We start from the raw sequence: 16,974 nt of genomic DNA on the forward strand, positions 1-16,974 counted from the left end.
ACGAGTCACGTGCTGGAGCGGGTGCAGGGGTGTCTTCGCGGTTCAGGCGACGACGAAGAACTGCTCCGCCATCTCGACCCGGCTGCCCCGTGGCACGAGGTACCTGCGACCAGGCTCGCAGCGCACCGCACCGTCGTCGGGCCGACGCACGATCGTGCCGTTGCCGGAGAACCGGTCGGCCACCCAGAGTGTGCCGTCGTGCTCCCCGAACTCGACGTGGGTCTTCGACACCGAGAGCGAGCGGTCGGCGATCTGCACGAGGTGGTCGAAGACCTCGCCCGGCTGCGGCATCGGACGGCGACCGATCAGGCCGGATCCGAACACGGTGCGGGTCTGTCCGGTGCTGAAGGTCAGCACGAATCTCGCCGAGGTCGCCGGCAGTGCCGCTCCCGACGCGGCATCGGCCGGTGCAGCGGATGGGAACGAGGAACCACTGCTCGCGACATCCGCAGATTCGATCGCCGTCGCGGCGCGGAAGCCGTCGACCGGAATGCTGATCACCCCGCTGTTTCGGCGCGCCGGTCGTTCGAACACGGTCGTGTCGCCCGGCCTCGGGTCGGGCCGACGTCGGGACTCGGGGGTCGCGCTCGTCGAACTGCCGCATTCACCGCAGAACATCGCTCCGTCGGGGAGCTCCGCCCCGCAGATCCGGCACGTCACGAACGCGCTCCTCTCCGGGTCACAGCGTACCCGCCGAGCGAGGTCAGCGAGACCGCCGCCCGCACGCGTTCGCGGAGCGACCTCGGCGCCGCGAGGCGCTGGCGCAACTCGTCCACCGAATCCCAGACACGGAGGTCGTCGCCGTCGGACGGGCCGCCCGGCGCGAACACCGCGCGGTCGACGACGGACGCGAGCACGAGGGGCGCGAGTCCGCCGACGGTGGCCGCCTGCTCGGAGCGGGTCGCCGTCGGCCGAATGGCGTAGCCGTAATCGGCGGCCGCGTCGGCGAATTCCTGCCAGCCGCCCTCGATGCGCTCGACGGGGTCGGGCGCTCGTCGGCGCAATCGGCGGCGGCGCAGCTTCGCGACGATCACGGCGAGGAACGGACTGAGGATCACGGCGATCGCGCCGAGTATCAGCCCGGTGACGGCGAGCACCCTGAAGAGCACTTGCAGCCAGGCATCACCGTCGTCGTCGGGCTCGTCGGGCGGCGTCTCGGGGTCGGAGGCGAGGTCGTCGACGGGCGTGCGCTCATCGGGCGGCGGCAAAGCCGCCTGCGGCCGGGAGACGATCGTGGGCTGGTCGGGTTCCGGCTCGGGGATCTCGCGAGGCGCCGGGTTCGGGTCGACGGGGATCCATGCGCCGTCGGCACGCTGCACCTCGATCCACGCCTGCTTGTCGGTGCTCACGAATCGGGTGACGCCGTCGGGCGTCGACTCGCCCGCGGCATCCGCGTCGCCGTCGCTCGCTGCGGCCTCGCCGCCCTCTCCCTCTTCGCCGCTCGCGCCCGGGAGGTAGCCGACGACGACCCGAGCGGGGAACCCGATCTGCCGGGCCATGAGCGCCGCAGCGACCGCGTACTGCTCACCGTCGCCCAGCATCGGGCGCCTCGTCATCAGCTCCTCGAGGCGGTCGAGCGAATGCCCCGATCTGCTCGGTGGCTCGTCGTCGACGAGGCCGTGGCTGACGAAGCCCTCTCGGTGGAAGCCTTCGATGAGTGCACGCAGTCGTTCACCCTCGTCGTCGGAGGCCGGAGCCCACTCGTCGAGCTTCTGCGCCAAGCGCTCGGGCAGCTCGGGCGCGGCGGGCAGCACGCTCGTCCCCGGCCGCAGTTCGCCGAGGTCGGCCGCGTCGACGGGAACCACCGAGACAGCGGTGTACCGGTCGCCGGATCGCATGCCGCCCTGCACCGCCCCGGTGCTCGTCGCGTCGTTGTAGAAGAACGATTCCGTGAGTGTCTCGACGCGAGGGCCGCCGAAGCTCATGCGTTCGAGACGCCCGATGCCGGGCACCCAGACCTCCGAGTACTCCTCGATCTCGACCTCGATCTCGACGCTGGTCGTCGGGCCGCCCCCCGACTGGTCGAGCCGGTAGGGCACTCGCGTGAACCGGCCCGAAGCGGATGCCCCGTCGGACCCGCCGACCGAGTAGACGATGCCGTCATAGGTATCGAGGGTCGCGATGCGCAGCCCCCCACCCTCCGGCAGGCCGCGGACCGCCATCATGGTGTCGTCGGCGACGTCGCTCCTGAACGCTGCGCGGAATCCCGCGAGCGGGCTGTCGTGATCGCGCGGTTCGAAGGGCGGCTGCAGTTCAGCGCGCACGACATTGCGCGGCGGCACCGGTAGCGCGACGGATGCCGCGGTGGCACCCACGACCGCGATGGCGACGAGTGCCGTCGCGCCGAGCACCCGTCGTGCGTCGGTGAGGGCCGCTTCGACGCGGCGGCCGCTCGTGATCGCCCGGCGATCGGCGATCGAGACCCGCACGAGCCAGGCCACTGCGGTGATGAGGAAGGCGATGCCCGCCTCGACAGCGAAGGCGGAATGCACGACGCCGAGCGCGATGCCCACGACGAGCAGCACGGCCGGCGGCAGCGCGGCCGCGGCGGGGTGCCGGCTCCGCAGCGCGATCGAGATCGCCGCCGTCGCCATCGTGAGGGCCAGGAGGAACGGAGGTACGAGCAGCGCCTGGTAGGAACCGACCGGAACCGCGATCGTCACGAGTTGCTTCCAGGAGAGCGCGGCGCCCGCGAGGAGTTCGACGATGCCCGCGGGAGTCGGCAGCACTCCGGCGATCGCACGACCCGGCACCGCGGCCGGCACGCCGAGCAGGAGGTAGGCGCCGAAGACCACGAGCACGACGATCCAGGATGCGAGCCGAAACCGCGCCCCGACCACGCCGATGACGGTGCCGCCCACGATCGCCACTCCGGCGGCGATGAGGAATGCCGGGCTCTCGTAGACCGGCCACCACGGAACCATCGCTGCGACGAGCATCGCCACCACGAGCACCACGGTCACGGATGTCGGAGCGAAGCGGTCAGCCCCTGCCGGCTTTCGCGTGCTCATGCCACCGACGCCGATCTGGCGAGCATGCCGCGCAGGTCTTCGAGGTAGCCGATGCCGAAGATGGTCACGCCCGAGATGGTGCGCGCGCTCGCCTCGCCTTCGGGCGAGCACTGCACGGCGATCGTGTCGACCCCGGGCGGCATGCGGGTCGCGGCCGATCGCAGCGGTGCGATGCCACGGGCGGTGCCCGTCACCAGGAACGCGAGCGAGACGCCCGCGAGCGACTCCGCCGCGGCGCGGGCGACATCGGGCAGCATCGCCGCATCGGTGTCGGTCTCGACGACGCACAGGGCGTCGAGGAGCCGATCGCGCGACACCGTCGGCAGCTCGCGCATCGCGTTGCGGGGCGAATCACTTCCGCGTACGCGGCCGGAGACGACGAATGAGACGGTGCGGGCATCGCGAATGGCACGGGCTCCGACCGACGCGGCGGCGCTGACGGCGAGCTCGAACTCCACCTTGTCGGCATAGGCGCCGGGGTCGAGGTCGAGCACGATCATGAGACGACTGCGCCGGGTCTCCTCGAACTGGCGCACCATGAAGGTGCCGGTCTTCGCCGAGCTGCGCCAGTGGATGAATCGGCGATCGTCTCCCGGCACGTATTCCCGCAGCGCGTGGAACGCGATGTCGCTCGCCGTGAGGTCGCGGGTCGGCGACCCCTCGAGGTCGCGGATGAACCCCGTGCTGAGCGCCGCGATCGGAATCGTCCGCGGGTGCACGTGCAGTTCTGCCGTCTGCGACCAGACGAACTCGCGTCGCATGAACCCGATCGGGTCGGCGCGCACGGTGCGCGCCGGGCCGACGGCCACGATGCCACGGCGCTCGGTGGGAATGGCGAACTGCTCGTCGAACTCGCCGCCGCGCGGCAGTCCCGGCAGCACGCGCTCGACGATGCGTTGCCCGACCGGCAGCTCCAGTTGCACGCCGCCGAACCGGCGTCGCCCGGGATTGGCCGCGATCAACCGCGCCTCGGCCGGTTCACCGACCACGACGCGCGGCGACGGCAACAGCAGCGTGATGCTGCCGGCACCACGACCGATCAACCAGACGGATGCCACCGCCACGAGCACCGCGAGGCCCCAGCCGAGCGCGATCAGCTCGAGCCAGCCCCAGAGGTACCCCGCGCCGAGCGACATGACGGCGGCGGCGATCACCGCCCAGCCGAGCTGCGTCACCACTCCCTGAACAGCTCGCGATGCGCGCGCGACCGCGGCCCCCGCCACGCGTGCGGCGTTGACGGCGCGACCGATCATGACCGCGAGCAGGCCCTCTTTCTTGGCCTCCTCGGGGATCGTCGTGCGGGTCTGGGTGAGCGTCACACCACCTGCCTGGTCGAGGGCGGCGGCGTCTCGATCAACACCTGGGCGATCATGTTCGAGGCGGTCACGCCGTCGAACTCCGCTTCGGGGTCGAGGATGAGCCGGTGGGCGAGCACGGGTTCGGCGAGCGCCTTCACGTCGTCGGGAACGACATAGTGCCGGCCGCGGCCCGCGGCGTGCGTCTTCGACGCACGGATCAGCGCGAGCGCGCCGCGCACGCTCACCCCCAGTCTGACCTCCCGCGCGGTGCGAGTGGCGTCGACGAGTCGCGACACGTAGTCGTGGATCGTCGGGTCGACGTAGACGGTGCGCGCGCTGGCTGCCATGTCGACGACCTCGGCCGCGGCGAGCTGGGATCCGACCCGTTGCTCGTGGGCGCGCTGATCGGCACCCTCGAGGATTCGGATCGTCGAGGCATGGTCGGGGTAGCCGATGGAGGTGCGCATCAGGAAGCGGTCGAGCTGCGCCTCGGGCAGACGATAGGTGCCGGCCTGCTCCACGGGGTTCTGCGTCGCGATGACCATGAACGGGTGCCCCACCGGATGCGTCTGCCCGTCGACGGTGACCTGGCCCTCTTCCATGACCTCGAGCAGCGCCGACTGGGTCTTCGGGCTCGCGCGGTTGATCTCGTCGGCGAGCACGATGCTGGAGAACACCGGCCCAGGGTGGAACTCGAAGACGCCGGAGCGCTGGTCGTACACCGTGACACCCGTGATGTCGCCGGGCAGCAAATCGGGGGTGAACTGCACACGGTTGCTCGTGCCCTCGATCGACTGCGCCATGGCCCTGGCGAGGGAGGTCTTGCCGGTGCCCGGCACGTCGTCGAGCAGCAGGTGTCCCTCGCTGAGCAAGGCGGTGAAGGCGAGTCGGATGACCCGGTTCTTGCCGAGCAGCACCTCTTCGACCGCGCCGACGAGTCGGTCGAGCGTCGCGGCGAACCGCGTCGCCTCCTCGGGGGTCATGGTCATGTTCGGCTCCTTCTAGCGGTTCTCATAGCGAACGGTCACGCCCGCGATCTCAACATCCAACCAGACCCGATCGGCGGGCTTCGCCTCGGGGATCTGACAGCTGGTGGGCGTCTGCGCTGGGTGTTCGTCACGCGCGCCGTCGAGGCCGCACGAGAACGCGACGGGCAGGCCCGAGTTCTCGGGGGCGGAGGTCCACGACCACGTCTTCGTCGCGGGATCCCAGACTCGGCTGGGCAGCGCGAAGGTGAGTGACGGGCTCGCGTCGGAGGGCAGCACACCCGACCACGGTCCGCAGCTGCCCCAGACGGAGCAGGCCTGCACGCGGAACCGCACGGCCTCGCCGAGCGGTCGGGCGAAGAGTTCCTGAGCCCAGCCGGACCCGCGGAACTCCCGGAGCGTACCTGGGATCTGCGCCCCGTTCGCGTCGACGGCGACGATGTTGTAGCGCCAGGCGTTGGGAGCGACCCGATCGATGTAGCGGTCGTACAGCTCGGTGGTTCGGAACCCCATGCGACTGTCGACGCCCTCGATCGTTCCGGGTGCCGGCCGAACCACGATGCCGGCGACCTCGGTGTTGGAGCAGGCGGCGCGGTTGTAGCCCCAGACGACGAACGAGTACCTGGTCGACTCGGTCGCCGTGCCGGCGAACTGCAGGCTCGTGGTCTCGGGCCCGACCGGCACGACCTGGGCGACAGACCCGCCAGTCGACGGCGCCACGACCGACCCAGGGGCGGGGCTCGTCACCGAGCATGCATACTGCCCGCTCGGCACCTCGGAGGCACCGTCGACGAGCCGCTGCACGAAATAGCCGGCGAGCGGGTCGCCGTTGCCGGCGAACGGATCCCAAGTGACCGTGACCGTGCCCGCGGCGGCGTCGCCGTCGACCGAGATTCCGCCCGCCACGGGCGGCCCGAACGGCGTGCCGTTGCCACCGGCTTCGGTCCACACCGAGAGTGCCGGGTAGGCCTGGTTGCGCGCGCTCACCGCGATCGGTACCTGGCTGCCGTTCGCGAGGGGCTGGGACTCGGTGGAGCAGAGTGAGGCCGTGCAGACGGCGCCGGCCGAGACCTCGTTCGACACTCCGGCGACCGTGACCACATAGGAGCCGACGGAGCTGCCGGCTCCCGTCGAGACAGGCGTCCATTCGATCAGCAGGCGACCGTCGCGCGGCACCGCACGCAGATCCGTCGGCGGCGACGGGATGACGTCGGACCAGATCGGACCGGGCGCTTCGACCGGGTCGGAGAGTCCGATCGCGTTCTTCGCCTGGATGCTCACGATGACGGCATTCGCCGGACCATTGCCTGGCGTGGGCACGGTGCAGGTCGTCGCCGCGCATTCGGACGACCGAAGCACCTCGCGAGAACTCGCGTCGAGCAGTGCGATCTCGTACCCGGTGATCGGGGAGTTGTTGAACGCGCCGGCTCCGAACGCGATGTCGAGCGATCGGTCGCCGAACCCCGTCACCTGCGCGCCCGTGACCGGATCGGGACGGTCCTGCACCGAGATGGTGACGGTGCCCCAGGCGTAGCGACTCGGGTCATCGGTCGCGTCGGCCACCTGGTATTGCACGCTGGAGTTCACGGGCGCCGCCGTGGCGTCGACCGTCACGTTCAGGGTCGAACGATCGTTGCTCGGTTCGATCGAGACACCGTCGGGCAAGCTGTCGGCGTCGATGCCGCGCACGCCCACGACCCGCAGCGGCACGTCGGGGAACGGATTCGTCGCGCCGTCGTTGACGAGCACGTCGATCGAGGTCGTGCGGCCACGTGCGGCCACGGCGGTGTCGGCGACCGGGCGGGCGATCGGCTTCGTGGAGGGCACGACACGCAATTCGATGCGACCTGGCCGGCCATCGCCGGCGCCGTCGGCGACACCCACGACGATCGCCGCCGGCGTGCCCTTCACCGTGGACTCCTCCGCCCGGATCGTGAGCTCATCGCCATCGAGGCTGAAGCTGAACCCCTCGACCGGTGGCGGCAGCACCTTCCAGACGAGATCGTCGCGAGCCTCGGGGTAGGGATAGTTCGTGAGCTTCAGCAGTTCGATCGTCTTCGACTGGCCGGGTTCGAAGTCGATGACACCGCCCGTGAACACCGGCGGCTGATTGTCGGTCGGCAGCACCGTGATCGGAATCACGATCGTGCCCGTGCGCGCAGATGGATCTTCGGCGGACTCGCCGTCGGTCACGGTGAAGGAGAGCGACGCCGGCCCGAAATAGCCCTCTTCGCTTCTGTAGCGAAGGGTGTTCTGATCGACCGCGAGTTCGGATCCGTCACTGTGCGAGGCGCGAACGGTCGCGGCATCCGTGAGCTCGACCGGTCGGCCCGACGCAGCGATCACATAGTCGTCGAGCTCGAGGGTCACCGCCTCGCCGCTCATGACGCGTACGCGCGGCGCATCTGCACGCAGTTGCGGCAATGCGTCGTCGCGGCCGGGTATCCAGATGAAAGCGTGCGCGGTGACCGCTGGGTCTTCGGGATGGGCGACGGAGAACGGGATGATGCGTCGCTGGTCTTCGACCTGTACGCGGATGCTGCCGTCACGGCGCACCTCGGCGCCGCGGTCGTAGCCGTCGACGAGCGCGACGTCGAGATCGGCGACGTCGGCGTCTGACAGGAACACGTTGCGCAGCACCGGCACGTCGATGCGGTCTTCGTCGAGGATGTCGCTGAGGGTGAGCACGGTGTCGGATGCTTCGGGGCGAGCGAGCGGCGCATCCTCGCTCGCCACCACCCGCAGGAAGGTCGATGCGGTTCCGAGATGCTCGTTCTCGATGTCGTACCTGAAGCCGTAGTCGCCCTCGCCGGGCGGAACCTCGACCTCGATCTTGTCTCCGTCGATGGTCGCGGTCGCGGCACCCTGCGTCACGACGACGCCCTGCAGCGAGAGCGCGCTGCCGTCGGGGTCGGAATCATTCTCGAGCACGCGCACCGAGATCGTGCGGCCCGGCCGCACGAGCACGTGGTCGTCGACGGCGATGGGCAGCCTCGCTCCGTCGAGTCGCGGCGCGATGCCGACCCTGACCGTGCCGACAGCCCGTTCACCGAGTGCATCGACGACCTCGTACCGGAATTCGTCGGTGCCGGCCGAGTACTCCCCCGAGACGTACTCGAGCCAATCGGCGCCGCGCCCGGTCACGCTGCCTCGCTCGGGATTCGACTCCTGGCCGAGCAATTGCACGCTGTCGCCGTCGGGGTCGACGCCGCCGAGCGGGATCGGGATGCGAACGGTGTCACCCGCGAGCACCCGTGCCGTCACCGTGGCGGGCACGGGCGGCGTGTTCGTCTCGGGATCGGCGGCACGCACCGAGATCTGCACGGTGGCGGTCGCCGACTGGCCGTCTGGACCCGTGATGCGGTAGGTCGCCGCGAACTCCCCTGCCGTGTCAGGGGCGAAGTAGCGCAAACGGTCGCCATCGACGAAGAGCAGGCCCGCCTCGGGCGCCTGCTCGAGCTCGGGCTCGAGGGTGATCGGCAATGCATCGGGGTGTTCGTCATTGGCGAGCACTGAGATATCGATCACGTCGCCCGTGCGGGCGGCGATGGTGTCGGGCACGGCGACGGGCGGCTGGGTGCGGCGCAGCGCGGGCACCTGCACCAACGTCACTTCGCCCGCGGCCTCGGCGAGCCCGTTGCTGACTCGGTAGCCGAACACCGCGGAGCCGGTTTCGAGGGGCTGCGAGAGGGTGACCCGCAGGATGCGGTGCTCGACCACTTCGACCTGAACGCCGGCCTCAGCGGCCGGCTCCCCGAGGCCGGTGACGATGAGCACCCCGCCGACCGGGTCGATGTCGGTGGCGAGCACGTCGACATCGACCGCCTCGTCGGCGCGGAGGAACGCGGTGTGCGGCACCGTGATGGGCGTGGTGTCGCGCTCGGGTGGAGCGGTGACCTCGACCCGCACCCGGCCGGTCGCCGTGTCGATGCCGTCGGTGACCGTGTATTCGAGATAGTGCGTGCGCACCGCGCTGCTCGTGAACCGGAACGTGCCGCCGTCGAAGTCGGGAGTGAGCTGTGTCTCGGGTTTCGCTGGAACCGCACTGAGCTGGATGCGTCCGGAGCCGCCGCGCACATGACGCAGGGGCTCGATGCGAACCTCCTGCTCGGCGGTGACGAGCACCACGAACGAGTCCGCGATGAGCGGAACCGTGCCCGGCTCCCGCACGTCGACCTCGAGCGTTCCGGCGGCGACATCGCGTCCATCGGAGACGGCGAGGCCGACCGTGCGCTCGGCACCTTCGCCGTTCTTCTCGTCGAAGACGACGACGCCGTCGGCCGTCGACGACACGGCATCGGGCCCCGCGGTCACGGCCTGCTCGAGGAAGAACGGGTCGCCGTCGGGATCGATCCAGTCTCCGAGCGCGGCGGTCGTCACGCGACCGCCCACCGCCACGAGCGCCCGCGTCTGCCGCTGCTGCACCGGCGCCGCGTTCTCGTCTGGATCGCGGACGGTCACCTGCACCGTCGCTCGCGCCGTGCCACCGAAGCCGTCGCCGACGATGTAGCCGAAGGCGATCACCCCCGAGACTTCGTCGTCGAGTGTGAGCTGCAGCTGCTGGTTGTCGGCGATGCGGGTGAGCGAGACGCCCGTGGGCAGCTCGCCGTCGACCGCGTCGACCACGAGCACGTCGCCGTTGGCGTCGTAGTCGTTCAGCAGCACGGGCAGCGTCGAGGTGCGCCCCGGGCGTGCGCCGAACTCGTCGGCAGCGGCGACGGGCGGCACCTGGCTCTGTTCGATCGTCGGCTCTGCATCGGGGTCGTTCTGCTCGACCGTCTGCTCATCGCGTTCGATCTCGAGCAGGTCATCCCAGTTGTCGATGACGCCGTAGTCGTCGCCGGCTGCCCAGCTCGTGCCGCTCCGACGCTCGTTCAGCACGAGCGCGGTGCCGTTCGAGAGGAACCCGTATTCACCGGTGCCCGGCGCCGCCGCCAACTCGACGGCCGGTGCGGCGTCGGCCCCGCACGAGCGCCACGCGGTGCCCGACGCCCATGCGGCATGCAGGCAGCCCGCGTGGACGACCGGCGCTGCGGGCAGACCGTAGCGGCCATCGAGCCGCACTCGCGGCTCCCCGCCGTCGATGCCGACCGTCACGAGTCCCCGGCGCGTCGCGATGGCGATCTCGTCGCCCCCGCTCGAGGGCTCCTGCAGTACGGGGTCGTCGCCGGACTCGATGAACGCGGCGAGGTCGACGGTGCCCCGGTCGAGGTGGAGCCTGCCGGCGTCGACATCGAGCACCGCCCAGCGACCATCGACCGAGCTGATCTGCACCTCGGGCTCGCCGTCGACGGGCGCGATCTGCCACCGCGCGGCAACGGTCTCGGCCTCGGCGGCATCGACGCGCGCGATGTCTCCGGTCGACGGAGTGTAGGAGAAGAGCATGCCGTCGTCATCGACGGAGATGACGGCGCCCTCGCCGAAGACGAGCATCGGTTCGTCATCGGCGCTGAACTGGGCGAAGTCGGCCACCGGTGTCGACCAGACGTCGCCATCGGAGGCGACGATCACGCGGGAACCGGCGAGGCCGAGCGAGGCGTCGTCGGGCGGCACTGCGACCGCGTCGGTGAGACTCGAGGTCGTGGCGTCGATGACGTCGACGGTGGCCCTGGCCGAATCGAGCACGAGCACGGTCGAGCCCTGCTGCACGATCTCGACCCCCGTCGAGCCGGTCTCGACCACCGAGTTCAGCTCGAGCACCGCCGTGTTCGCGCGGCCCACGGACTGATGGTCATTGCTCGGCACCCAGACCGCGGCGTCACCGAGATCGACGCGCTGGGCGGCGTACCCGCCGGATGCCACGGCCACGCCGGTGACGAGGGCCACGACCGCGGTCGTGGCCACCGCCGTGATGATCGCCGGCCGGCGGGTGAATCGGCTCAGCGCTCGAAGCCGATTCATCATGGACCCTCGCCGAGATCGACCGCGACGTCGACGCACCGTTCAGCGCTCGATGGGCCCGACTTGCCGTCGCGCGTGACCGTCACCGTGGCGCAGATGTGGTCGCCGTCATCGGCGGGAACGGTCAGGTGCGGTTCGCGCTGCACCGGGAGCGTCTCGCCGTCGACGATCACGACGTAGGCATCGCCCGCCTGGAGCCCCGGGTCGTTCCATGAGAAGGTCACGGCGCCGGCCTCTGCCACGCCGCGTACGTCGGACACGACGGGAATCGACCGCGAACCCTGGATAACGGCGTAGGCACCCGCCCCGACGAGTGCGATCAGCAGGACCGAGACGATCGAGACGCCCCATGCGAGCCGTCGAGCGGTCGGCGGCGCCGAGCGCGTTCGCCCGGTACTGGGGTCCCGCGGGCGGGAGTCCGCAGCGGGCCGAGCTGCACCGCGGCTCGCGCCGCGCGCGCGGCGACGACGGGCAGCGACGTCGGCAGTGCCGTGGCCGCTGATGCGGGTGCGCTCGTCGAGGTCGACGGCGGTCGCGAGCGCCCAGTCGTCCATCGCCACCTCGAGCGGCGTCTGCGCGAGCCCGAGTTCCTCCTCCACCGCCTGCAGGTCGCGGATGAACTCGAGGGCACTCGACTGACGGCCAACCGGCGATCGCGACATCGAGCGAGCGAGCACCGCCTCGAGGCTCGCCGGAACGTCGACCCGGCCGGTCGGAGCCGGCCTCGCCTTGTCGATGCGCGCCATGAGCGCCCCTGAGCCGTTGTCGCCGCCGGCGATCTCGAACGGGCTTCGTCCGGCGAGGAGGGAGTACACGGTGGCACCGAGCGACCACACCTCGCTGGCGACGCTGCCCGAGACCTCGTCGTGCAGCACCTCGGGCGCCGACCACGGTATCGAGAGCCCGACGGCTTCGCTGGCCTCAGCCTCACCGAGGGTGGCCGCGATGCCGAAGTCGGAGAGCACGGGGTGTCCGTATGCCGTCGTCAAGATGTTCGACGGCTTGATGTCGCGATGCAGCACGCCCTGGCGGTGCGCCGTCTCGACCGCGCTCGCGATGCGCACCCCCACGGCGAGCACTTCGGCGATCGGCAGCTGCACGGCACGGTACCGCTGCCCGAGCGAGGCCGAGCAGTACTCCATCACGAGGTACGGCCGGCCGTCGGCGGCCACGCTCGCCTGGTAGACCGTGAGGATCGAGGGATGCGAGGAGAGCTGGGCCATCAGGTTCGCCTCGGCCTGGAACATCTGACGCAGCTCGTCGTTGACGACCTCGGCGAGCAGCACCTTGATGGCCACGAGACGTCTCGGCATGTTCTGCTCGTAGAGGAACACGTCGGCGAAGCCGCCGGAGCCGAGCACCCGGATGAAGGCGAACCCGGGCAGGTTCGGCGGGTTGGACGGCAGTCGACGAGACAACGGTCCTCCTGCCTGCACGGGTCGATGGAACGCCGCCCGGTTGCCGGCGGCGCCCGGTGAGGCCATTGTATCCGCGACCCGGATGCCGCGACGGGCAGTCTCCACAGGCGACCGGCCGCCCGTGGCATCGGTCAGGCGTACTCGAGCTCTCCGTCGTCGGAGCGCGGCGCACCAGCCGGCCGAACGACCTTCAGCACGTCGACGACCACCGCAGTGACATTGTCGCGCCCGCCGTTGCCGAGGGCGGCTTCGAGCAGCTGCCTGGCCGCCTTCTCGGGCTTCTGGTTGGCGACCAGGAAGTGCCGGATGCCATAGGAGGTCAGCTCTTTGGTGAGCCCGTCGGAGCAGACCAGCAGTCGCATGCCGGGTTCGACCGCGATCGCCCGATAGTCGGGGATGGGCGCCTCGTGGAAGCCGACCGCCCTCGTGATGACGTTGGAGTGCGGGTGGGTGTCGGCTTCTTCACGGGTGATCTGCCCGGCGTCGACGAGCTCCTGCACGATCGAGTGGTCGACCGTGAGCTGTTCGAGCACCCCGCCCACGAGGCGATAGACGCGCGAGTCGCCGATGTTGAACACGATCCACGCGGGTTCGTCGGCGATCGCGCCGAGTGCCGCACCGGTCACGGTGGTGCCGCTGCCTTCGTCGGTGACGCCGGCGCCGCGCCCCATGTCTTGCACCGCGAGCCGGAGCGCCTGGTCGATCTCGGGCGTGCCGACGAGGGCCTTTCCACCGTGCTCGGCGAGTCGGGTGACCACCGCGGCGCTCGCGAAGTCGCCGGCTGCATGCCCGCCCATGCCGTCGGCGACGGCGAAGATCGGCGCCTGGGCGATGAAGCTGTCTTCGTTGACCTCGCGGCGCAGTCCGGTGTCGGTGACGGCGGCCCATGCGAGGGTGATCTCCGTGCCGTCGGGCAACGTCACCCGATGGCGGGCGTTGCCATTGCCGATCTGCGTCACCTGTGAAGCCTGCTGTCTGGTCGGGTCATGCGCTGGGGGAACCCTGGGCGGAGAGGATCTCGACGATCGTATCGTCTCCGAGCTCGAGCGTACTGCCGGGCATCACCACGATCGATTCGCCCGCCCTGAGGCGGCGCGCACCCGTCGCCGTGCGCAGCATCGTGCCGTTCGTCGATCGCAGGTCGGTGGCCACGAGTCGGGTGCCGACGACGCGAAGCTCGAGATGCGTGCCCGACACGATCTCGCCTGGCGAGGCGACCGTGATGAGCTGCGGCGACGGCCCGGCGACCGTGATGCGGGGCGGGAGCGGGCGGCGGCCGATGAGCACCGGTACCGTCACCGTCACGGGCGCTCCTCTGCCGATGCGGAACCTGGGCGCGCCCGAGGTTGCGGCACCGACGACGGGCACCGATGAGCCCGGCGCGTCAGGCGGTCGCGGTGCCCCAACCGGCTCGGGCGTCGACGGGTCGGAGTCCGCAACCGCGGGGGGCAGGGCCGTCGTCATCGGCGACGTCGGCCGTGGCGGCGGCGTCGAGACCGCGTACCTCGACGGTCGCGGGGTGACGATCGTGTCGGCGACCGCCTCATGCAGTTCCGAGTGATGCAAGCGCGGTGCCAGCACCGTGTCGGCATCGAGCCATTCCTCCGCCGCGGGCTCGGTGGCGGGCCGCTCGGCCCGTTGCGGCGGTGCTCCCGCGGCCCATTCGACCGCCGAAGCCCTGAGGCTCGCCCTGGGGTGCGCGAGCTGTTCACCGTTGAGCTCGACGCGATCGAGCGCCGCCGCGGCATCCGTGAGGCGCACCGCGACGACGTCGTCGAAGTCCGCGAGATGCCACGGCCGGATACCGCGCGCGTCGAAGCGCCGGCTGCCGCCCGGCGAGTCCAGGTCGACTACGGCGTCTCCGCGCACGACCGCGGTCACGCTCGACGTGCTCTCGGCCGACCACCAGACGACGCCGAACGAGTCGATCGGGTCGATGCGTCCGGACGGGATCAGCCCGACGAGCGCCTCGAGGGCGAGCGTCGTGTCGGTCGCCGCCTCGGCCAGCGCACTCAGCACTCGCTGCGGAGCGGGCGCCGAGAGCGCGACGATGAAGCGATCACCCACGATCACGTCCCACGCGGGCGCGCCGGCCTCTGCCGAACTCGAGACGACGCCTGCGACCATGCCGAACAGTCTGACACCGGGTGGTGTGCAGCGGGAGCGGTTTCCGACCCATTCGGCCGAGTCGGCCGGTTCAGCGGCCGATGTAGCTCATCACGTGCTTGAGGCGCGTGTAGTCCTCGAAGCCGTAGTTCGAGAGGTCCTTGCCGTATCCCGAGTGCTTGAACCCGCCGTGCGGCATCTCGGCGACGATCGGAATGTGCGTGTTGATCCAGACGCAGCCGAAGTCGAGGTGCTTCGCGAAGCGCATCGCTCGAGCGTGATCGGTCGTCCACACCGAGGAGGCGAGGCCGAACTGCACGTCGTTCGCGAAGCGCAGCGCTTCGTCTTCATCGCGGAATCGCTGCACGGTGATGACCGGCCCGAATATCTCGCGCTGGATGATCTCGTCGTCTTGCGCGAGCCCCGAGACGACGGTCGGCGTCCAGAAGTAGCCGCGCTCGCCCTGCCGGCCCCCGCCGGTCTCGACGACCGCATGATCGGGCAGCCGGTCGATGAAGCCCGACACCTGTGCGAGTTGGTTCGCGTTGTTCACCGGCCCGAAGAAGACGCCCTCGTCATGCGGCGCACCCGTGCGCAGCGTTGCCGCGTGCGCGGCGAGCGCGGCCGTGAACTCGTCGGCGATGCGCTCGTGCACGAGCACTCGGGTGGCGGCCGTGCAGTCCTGGCCGGCGTTGAAGTACCCGGCTGCGGCGATGCCCTCGACCGCGGCCTCGATGTCGGCATCGTCGAAGACGATCACGGGCGCCTTTCCGCCGAGTTCGAGGTGCACGCGCTTCAGGTCGGATGCCGCGGCCTTCGCGACCTCCATGCCGGCGCGCACCGAGCCGGTGATCGCGACCATCTGCGGTGTCGGATGCTCGATCATCGCCGCGCCCGTGCTGCGGTCGCCGGTCACGACGTTCATCACGCCGGCCGGGAGGAACTCGGCAGCGACCTCGGCGAGGAGCAGCGTGGCGAGCGGGGTCGTGTCGGAGGGCTTCAGCACGATCGAGTTGCCCGCCGCGATCGCGGGCGCGAACTTCCACACCGCCATGTTGAGGGGATAGTTCCACGGCGTCACCTGCCCGATGACCCCGATCGGCTCGCGACGGATGAACGAGGTGTGATCGGCCAGGTACTCCCCCGCCGACCGGCCCTCGAGGTTGCGGGCGGCTCCGGCGAAGAAGCGGATCTGGTCGACGGAGAGGAGGATCTCGTCGTCGACGAGGCTTGCACGCGGCTTGCCGGTGTCCTGAGATTCCGCGTCGGCGAACTCCTCGGCGCGGGCCTCCATCGCGTCGGCGATGCGGAAGAGCGCGAGTTGGCGCGCAGCGGGCGTCGTCTCGCCCCAGACCTCGAACGCAGCGGATGCCGCCTGGTAGGCCGCGTCGACGTCGGCCGCCGTCGAGACCGGCGCCTTCGCGTAGACCTCCTCGGTGGCCGGGTCGATGAGGTCGAGACTCACGCCTCCGCGACCGTCGACGTACTCGCCGTCGATGAAGTTCCGAAGTGTCGTCGTCATGCTGGCGTCCTCGCTGCTCGTGGGGCCCGCACTCGCCTGGGCGCGGCTGTTCCGGCGCCCTCGTGGGCCGTCGCGGCCATGGTACCCGCGATCCGTCGCCGAATGCGAGCAACAACGGCGAAATCAGTTGTGCAAAGGCAGAATATCGACGGAATCGCTTGCCCGCGGCATCCGTCACTGTCACAATCGACGAATGACGAACGGAGCTCGTTCCACGCCCCCTCGCTCGGTGCAGTCCGACGACGCGGCCAAGGGCCGCGGCCCGTCGCGACCGGTGCAGCTCGATGAGGTCTCCAAGGCCATCATCGAGCAGCTGCAGGCCGATGGCCGACGCTCCTACGCCGACATCGGCAAGGCAGTGGGCCTGTCGGAGGCAGCAGTGCGCCAGCGCGTGCAGCGCCTCACGGAGTCGGGCGTGATGCAGATCGTCGCGGTGACCGACCCGATGCAGCTCGGCTTCACGACGCAGGCGATGATCGGCATCCGCACCTCCGGCGACACCCGGGTGCTCGCCGCGCGCCTCGCCGAGATCGCCGAAATCGACTACGTGGTGCTCACCGCCGGCAGTTTCGATGTCATGGCCGAGGTGGTCTGCGAGAACGACGACGAGCTGCTCGACCTCTTGAACACACGCATCCGCGTGATCGAGGGTGTGCAGTCGACCGAGACCTTCGTCTACCTGAAGCTTCAGAAGCAGTTCTACAACTGGGGCACCCGCTGAGGCGGGAGCCC

General features: G+C 70.3%; 10 protein-coding genes and 1 pseudogene. 1 reads left to right on the forward strand and 10 read right to left on the reverse strand.

The genetic code is table 11. From position 1 onward, the window contains the following. Positions 1 to 42 precede the first annotated feature (42 nt). The 10 genes and pseudogenes from H521_RS25835 to H521_RS0111265 all read right to left on the reverse strand — a co-directional run bounded on the left by H521_RS25835 (position 43) and on the right by H521_RS0111265 (position 16,242). A complete protein-coding gene (locus tag H521_RS25835) occupies positions 43 to 501 on the reverse strand; it encodes an FHA domain-containing protein (RefSeq protein WP_245560979.1) in 459 nt (152 codons plus the stop codon). A gap of 93 nt (positions 502 to 594) precedes the next feature. Continuing rightward, positions 595 to 660: pseudogene (locus tag H521_RS26665) on the reverse strand (zinc-ribbon domain-containing protein); the annotation flags it as partial. Further along, a complete protein-coding gene (locus H521_RS0111230; protein WP_022893119.1) occupies positions 657 to 3,011 on the reverse strand; it encodes a transglutaminase-like domain-containing protein in 2,355 nt (784 codons plus the stop codon). The gene H521_RS0111230 and the pseudogene H521_RS26665, both read right to left, overlap by 4 nt. Next, positions 3,008 to 4,330, reverse strand: a complete 1,323-nt coding sequence (locus H521_RS0111235; RefSeq protein ID WP_022893120.1) for a DUF58 domain-containing protein — start codon at positions 4,328 to 4,330, stop codon at positions 3,008 to 3,010. The genes H521_RS0111230 and H521_RS0111235 overlap by 4 nt, the downstream gene beginning before the upstream one ends. Then, positions 4,327 to 5,298 carry an AAA family ATPase gene (locus H521_RS0111240; RefSeq protein WP_022893121.1) on the reverse strand — a complete coding sequence of 324 codons (972 nt, stop codon included), beginning with the start codon at positions 5,296 to 5,298 and terminating at the stop codon, positions 4,327 to 4,329. Before H521_RS0111240 ends, H521_RS0111235 begins: the two co-directional genes overlap by 4 nt. Before the next feature lie 12 nt (positions 5,299 to 5,310). Further along, entirely contained in the window at positions 5,311 to 11,196 is a 5,886-nt protein-coding gene (locus tag H521_RS22955) for an Ig-like domain-containing protein (RefSeq protein WP_169513987.1), read from the reverse strand. Continuing rightward, positions 11,196 to 12,614 carry a serine/threonine-protein kinase gene (locus H521_RS0111250; protein WP_026482195.1) on the reverse strand — a complete coding sequence of 473 codons (1,419 nt, stop codon included), beginning with the start codon at positions 12,612 to 12,614 and terminating at the stop codon, positions 11,196 to 11,198. The genes H521_RS22955 and H521_RS0111250 overlap by 1 nt, the downstream gene beginning before the upstream one ends. 131 nt (positions 12,615 to 12,745) lie before the next feature. After that, positions 12,746 to 13,573 carry a PP2C family protein-serine/threonine phosphatase gene (locus H521_RS0111255; RefSeq protein WP_022893124.1) on the reverse strand — a complete coding sequence of 276 codons (828 nt, stop codon included), beginning with the start codon at positions 13,571 to 13,573 and terminating at the stop codon, positions 12,746 to 12,748. Positions 13,574 to 13,598: 25 nt separating this feature from the next. Continuing rightward, positions 13,599 to 14,741, reverse strand: a complete 1,143-nt coding sequence (locus H521_RS25065) for an FHA domain-containing protein (protein WP_022893125.1) — start codon at positions 14,739 to 14,741, stop codon at positions 13,599 to 13,601. 70 nt (positions 14,742 to 14,811) lie between these two features. After that, positions 14,812 to 16,242 (reverse strand): gamma-aminobutyraldehyde dehydrogenase, encoded by a 1,431-nt coding sequence (locus H521_RS0111265; protein WP_022893126.1) that lies wholly within the window; start codon positions 16,240 to 16,242, stop codon positions 14,812 to 14,814. 229 nt (positions 16,243 to 16,471) lie between these two features. Here H521_RS0111265 and H521_RS0111270 point away from each other — a divergent pair, with 229 nt between their 5' ends. Beyond that, complete coding sequence (locus tag H521_RS0111270; RefSeq protein ID WP_026482196.1) at positions 16,472 to 16,963, forward strand: Lrp/AsnC family transcriptional regulator; 492 nt, start codon at positions 16,472 to 16,474, stop codon at positions 16,961 to 16,963. Positions 16,964 to 16,974 lie beyond the last annotated feature (11 nt).

The organism is Agromyces subbeticus DSM 16689 (genome assembly GCF_000421565.1).
In the GTDB taxonomy this organism is placed as follows: Bacteria; Actinomycetota; Actinomycetes; order Actinomycetales; family Microbacteriaceae; genus Agromyces; species Agromyces subbeticus.

What these genes read in the sequence shown, in the direction of transcription:
- H521_RS0111240 (WP_022893121.1), bottom strand. Translation starts at nt 5,298, where the DNA reads ATGACCATGACCCCCGAGGAGGCGACGCGGTTCGCCGCGACGCTCGAC.
- H521_RS0111230 (WP_022893119.1), bottom strand. Translation starts at nt 3,011, where the DNA reads ATGAGCACGCGAAAGCCGGCAGGGGCTGACCGCTTCGCTCCGACATCC.
- H521_RS25065 (WP_022893125.1), bottom strand. Translation starts at nt 14,741, where the DNA reads ATGGTCGCAGGCGTCGTCTCGAGTTCGGCAGAGGCCGGCGCGCCCGCG.
- H521_RS22955 (WP_169513987.1), bottom strand. Translation starts at nt 11,196, where the DNA reads ATGAATCGGCTTCGAGCGCTGAGCCGATTCACCCGCCGGCCGGCGATC.
- H521_RS0111265 (WP_022893126.1), bottom strand. Translation starts at nt 16,242, where the DNA reads ATGACGACGACACTTCGGAACTTCATCGACGGCGAGTACGTCGACGGT.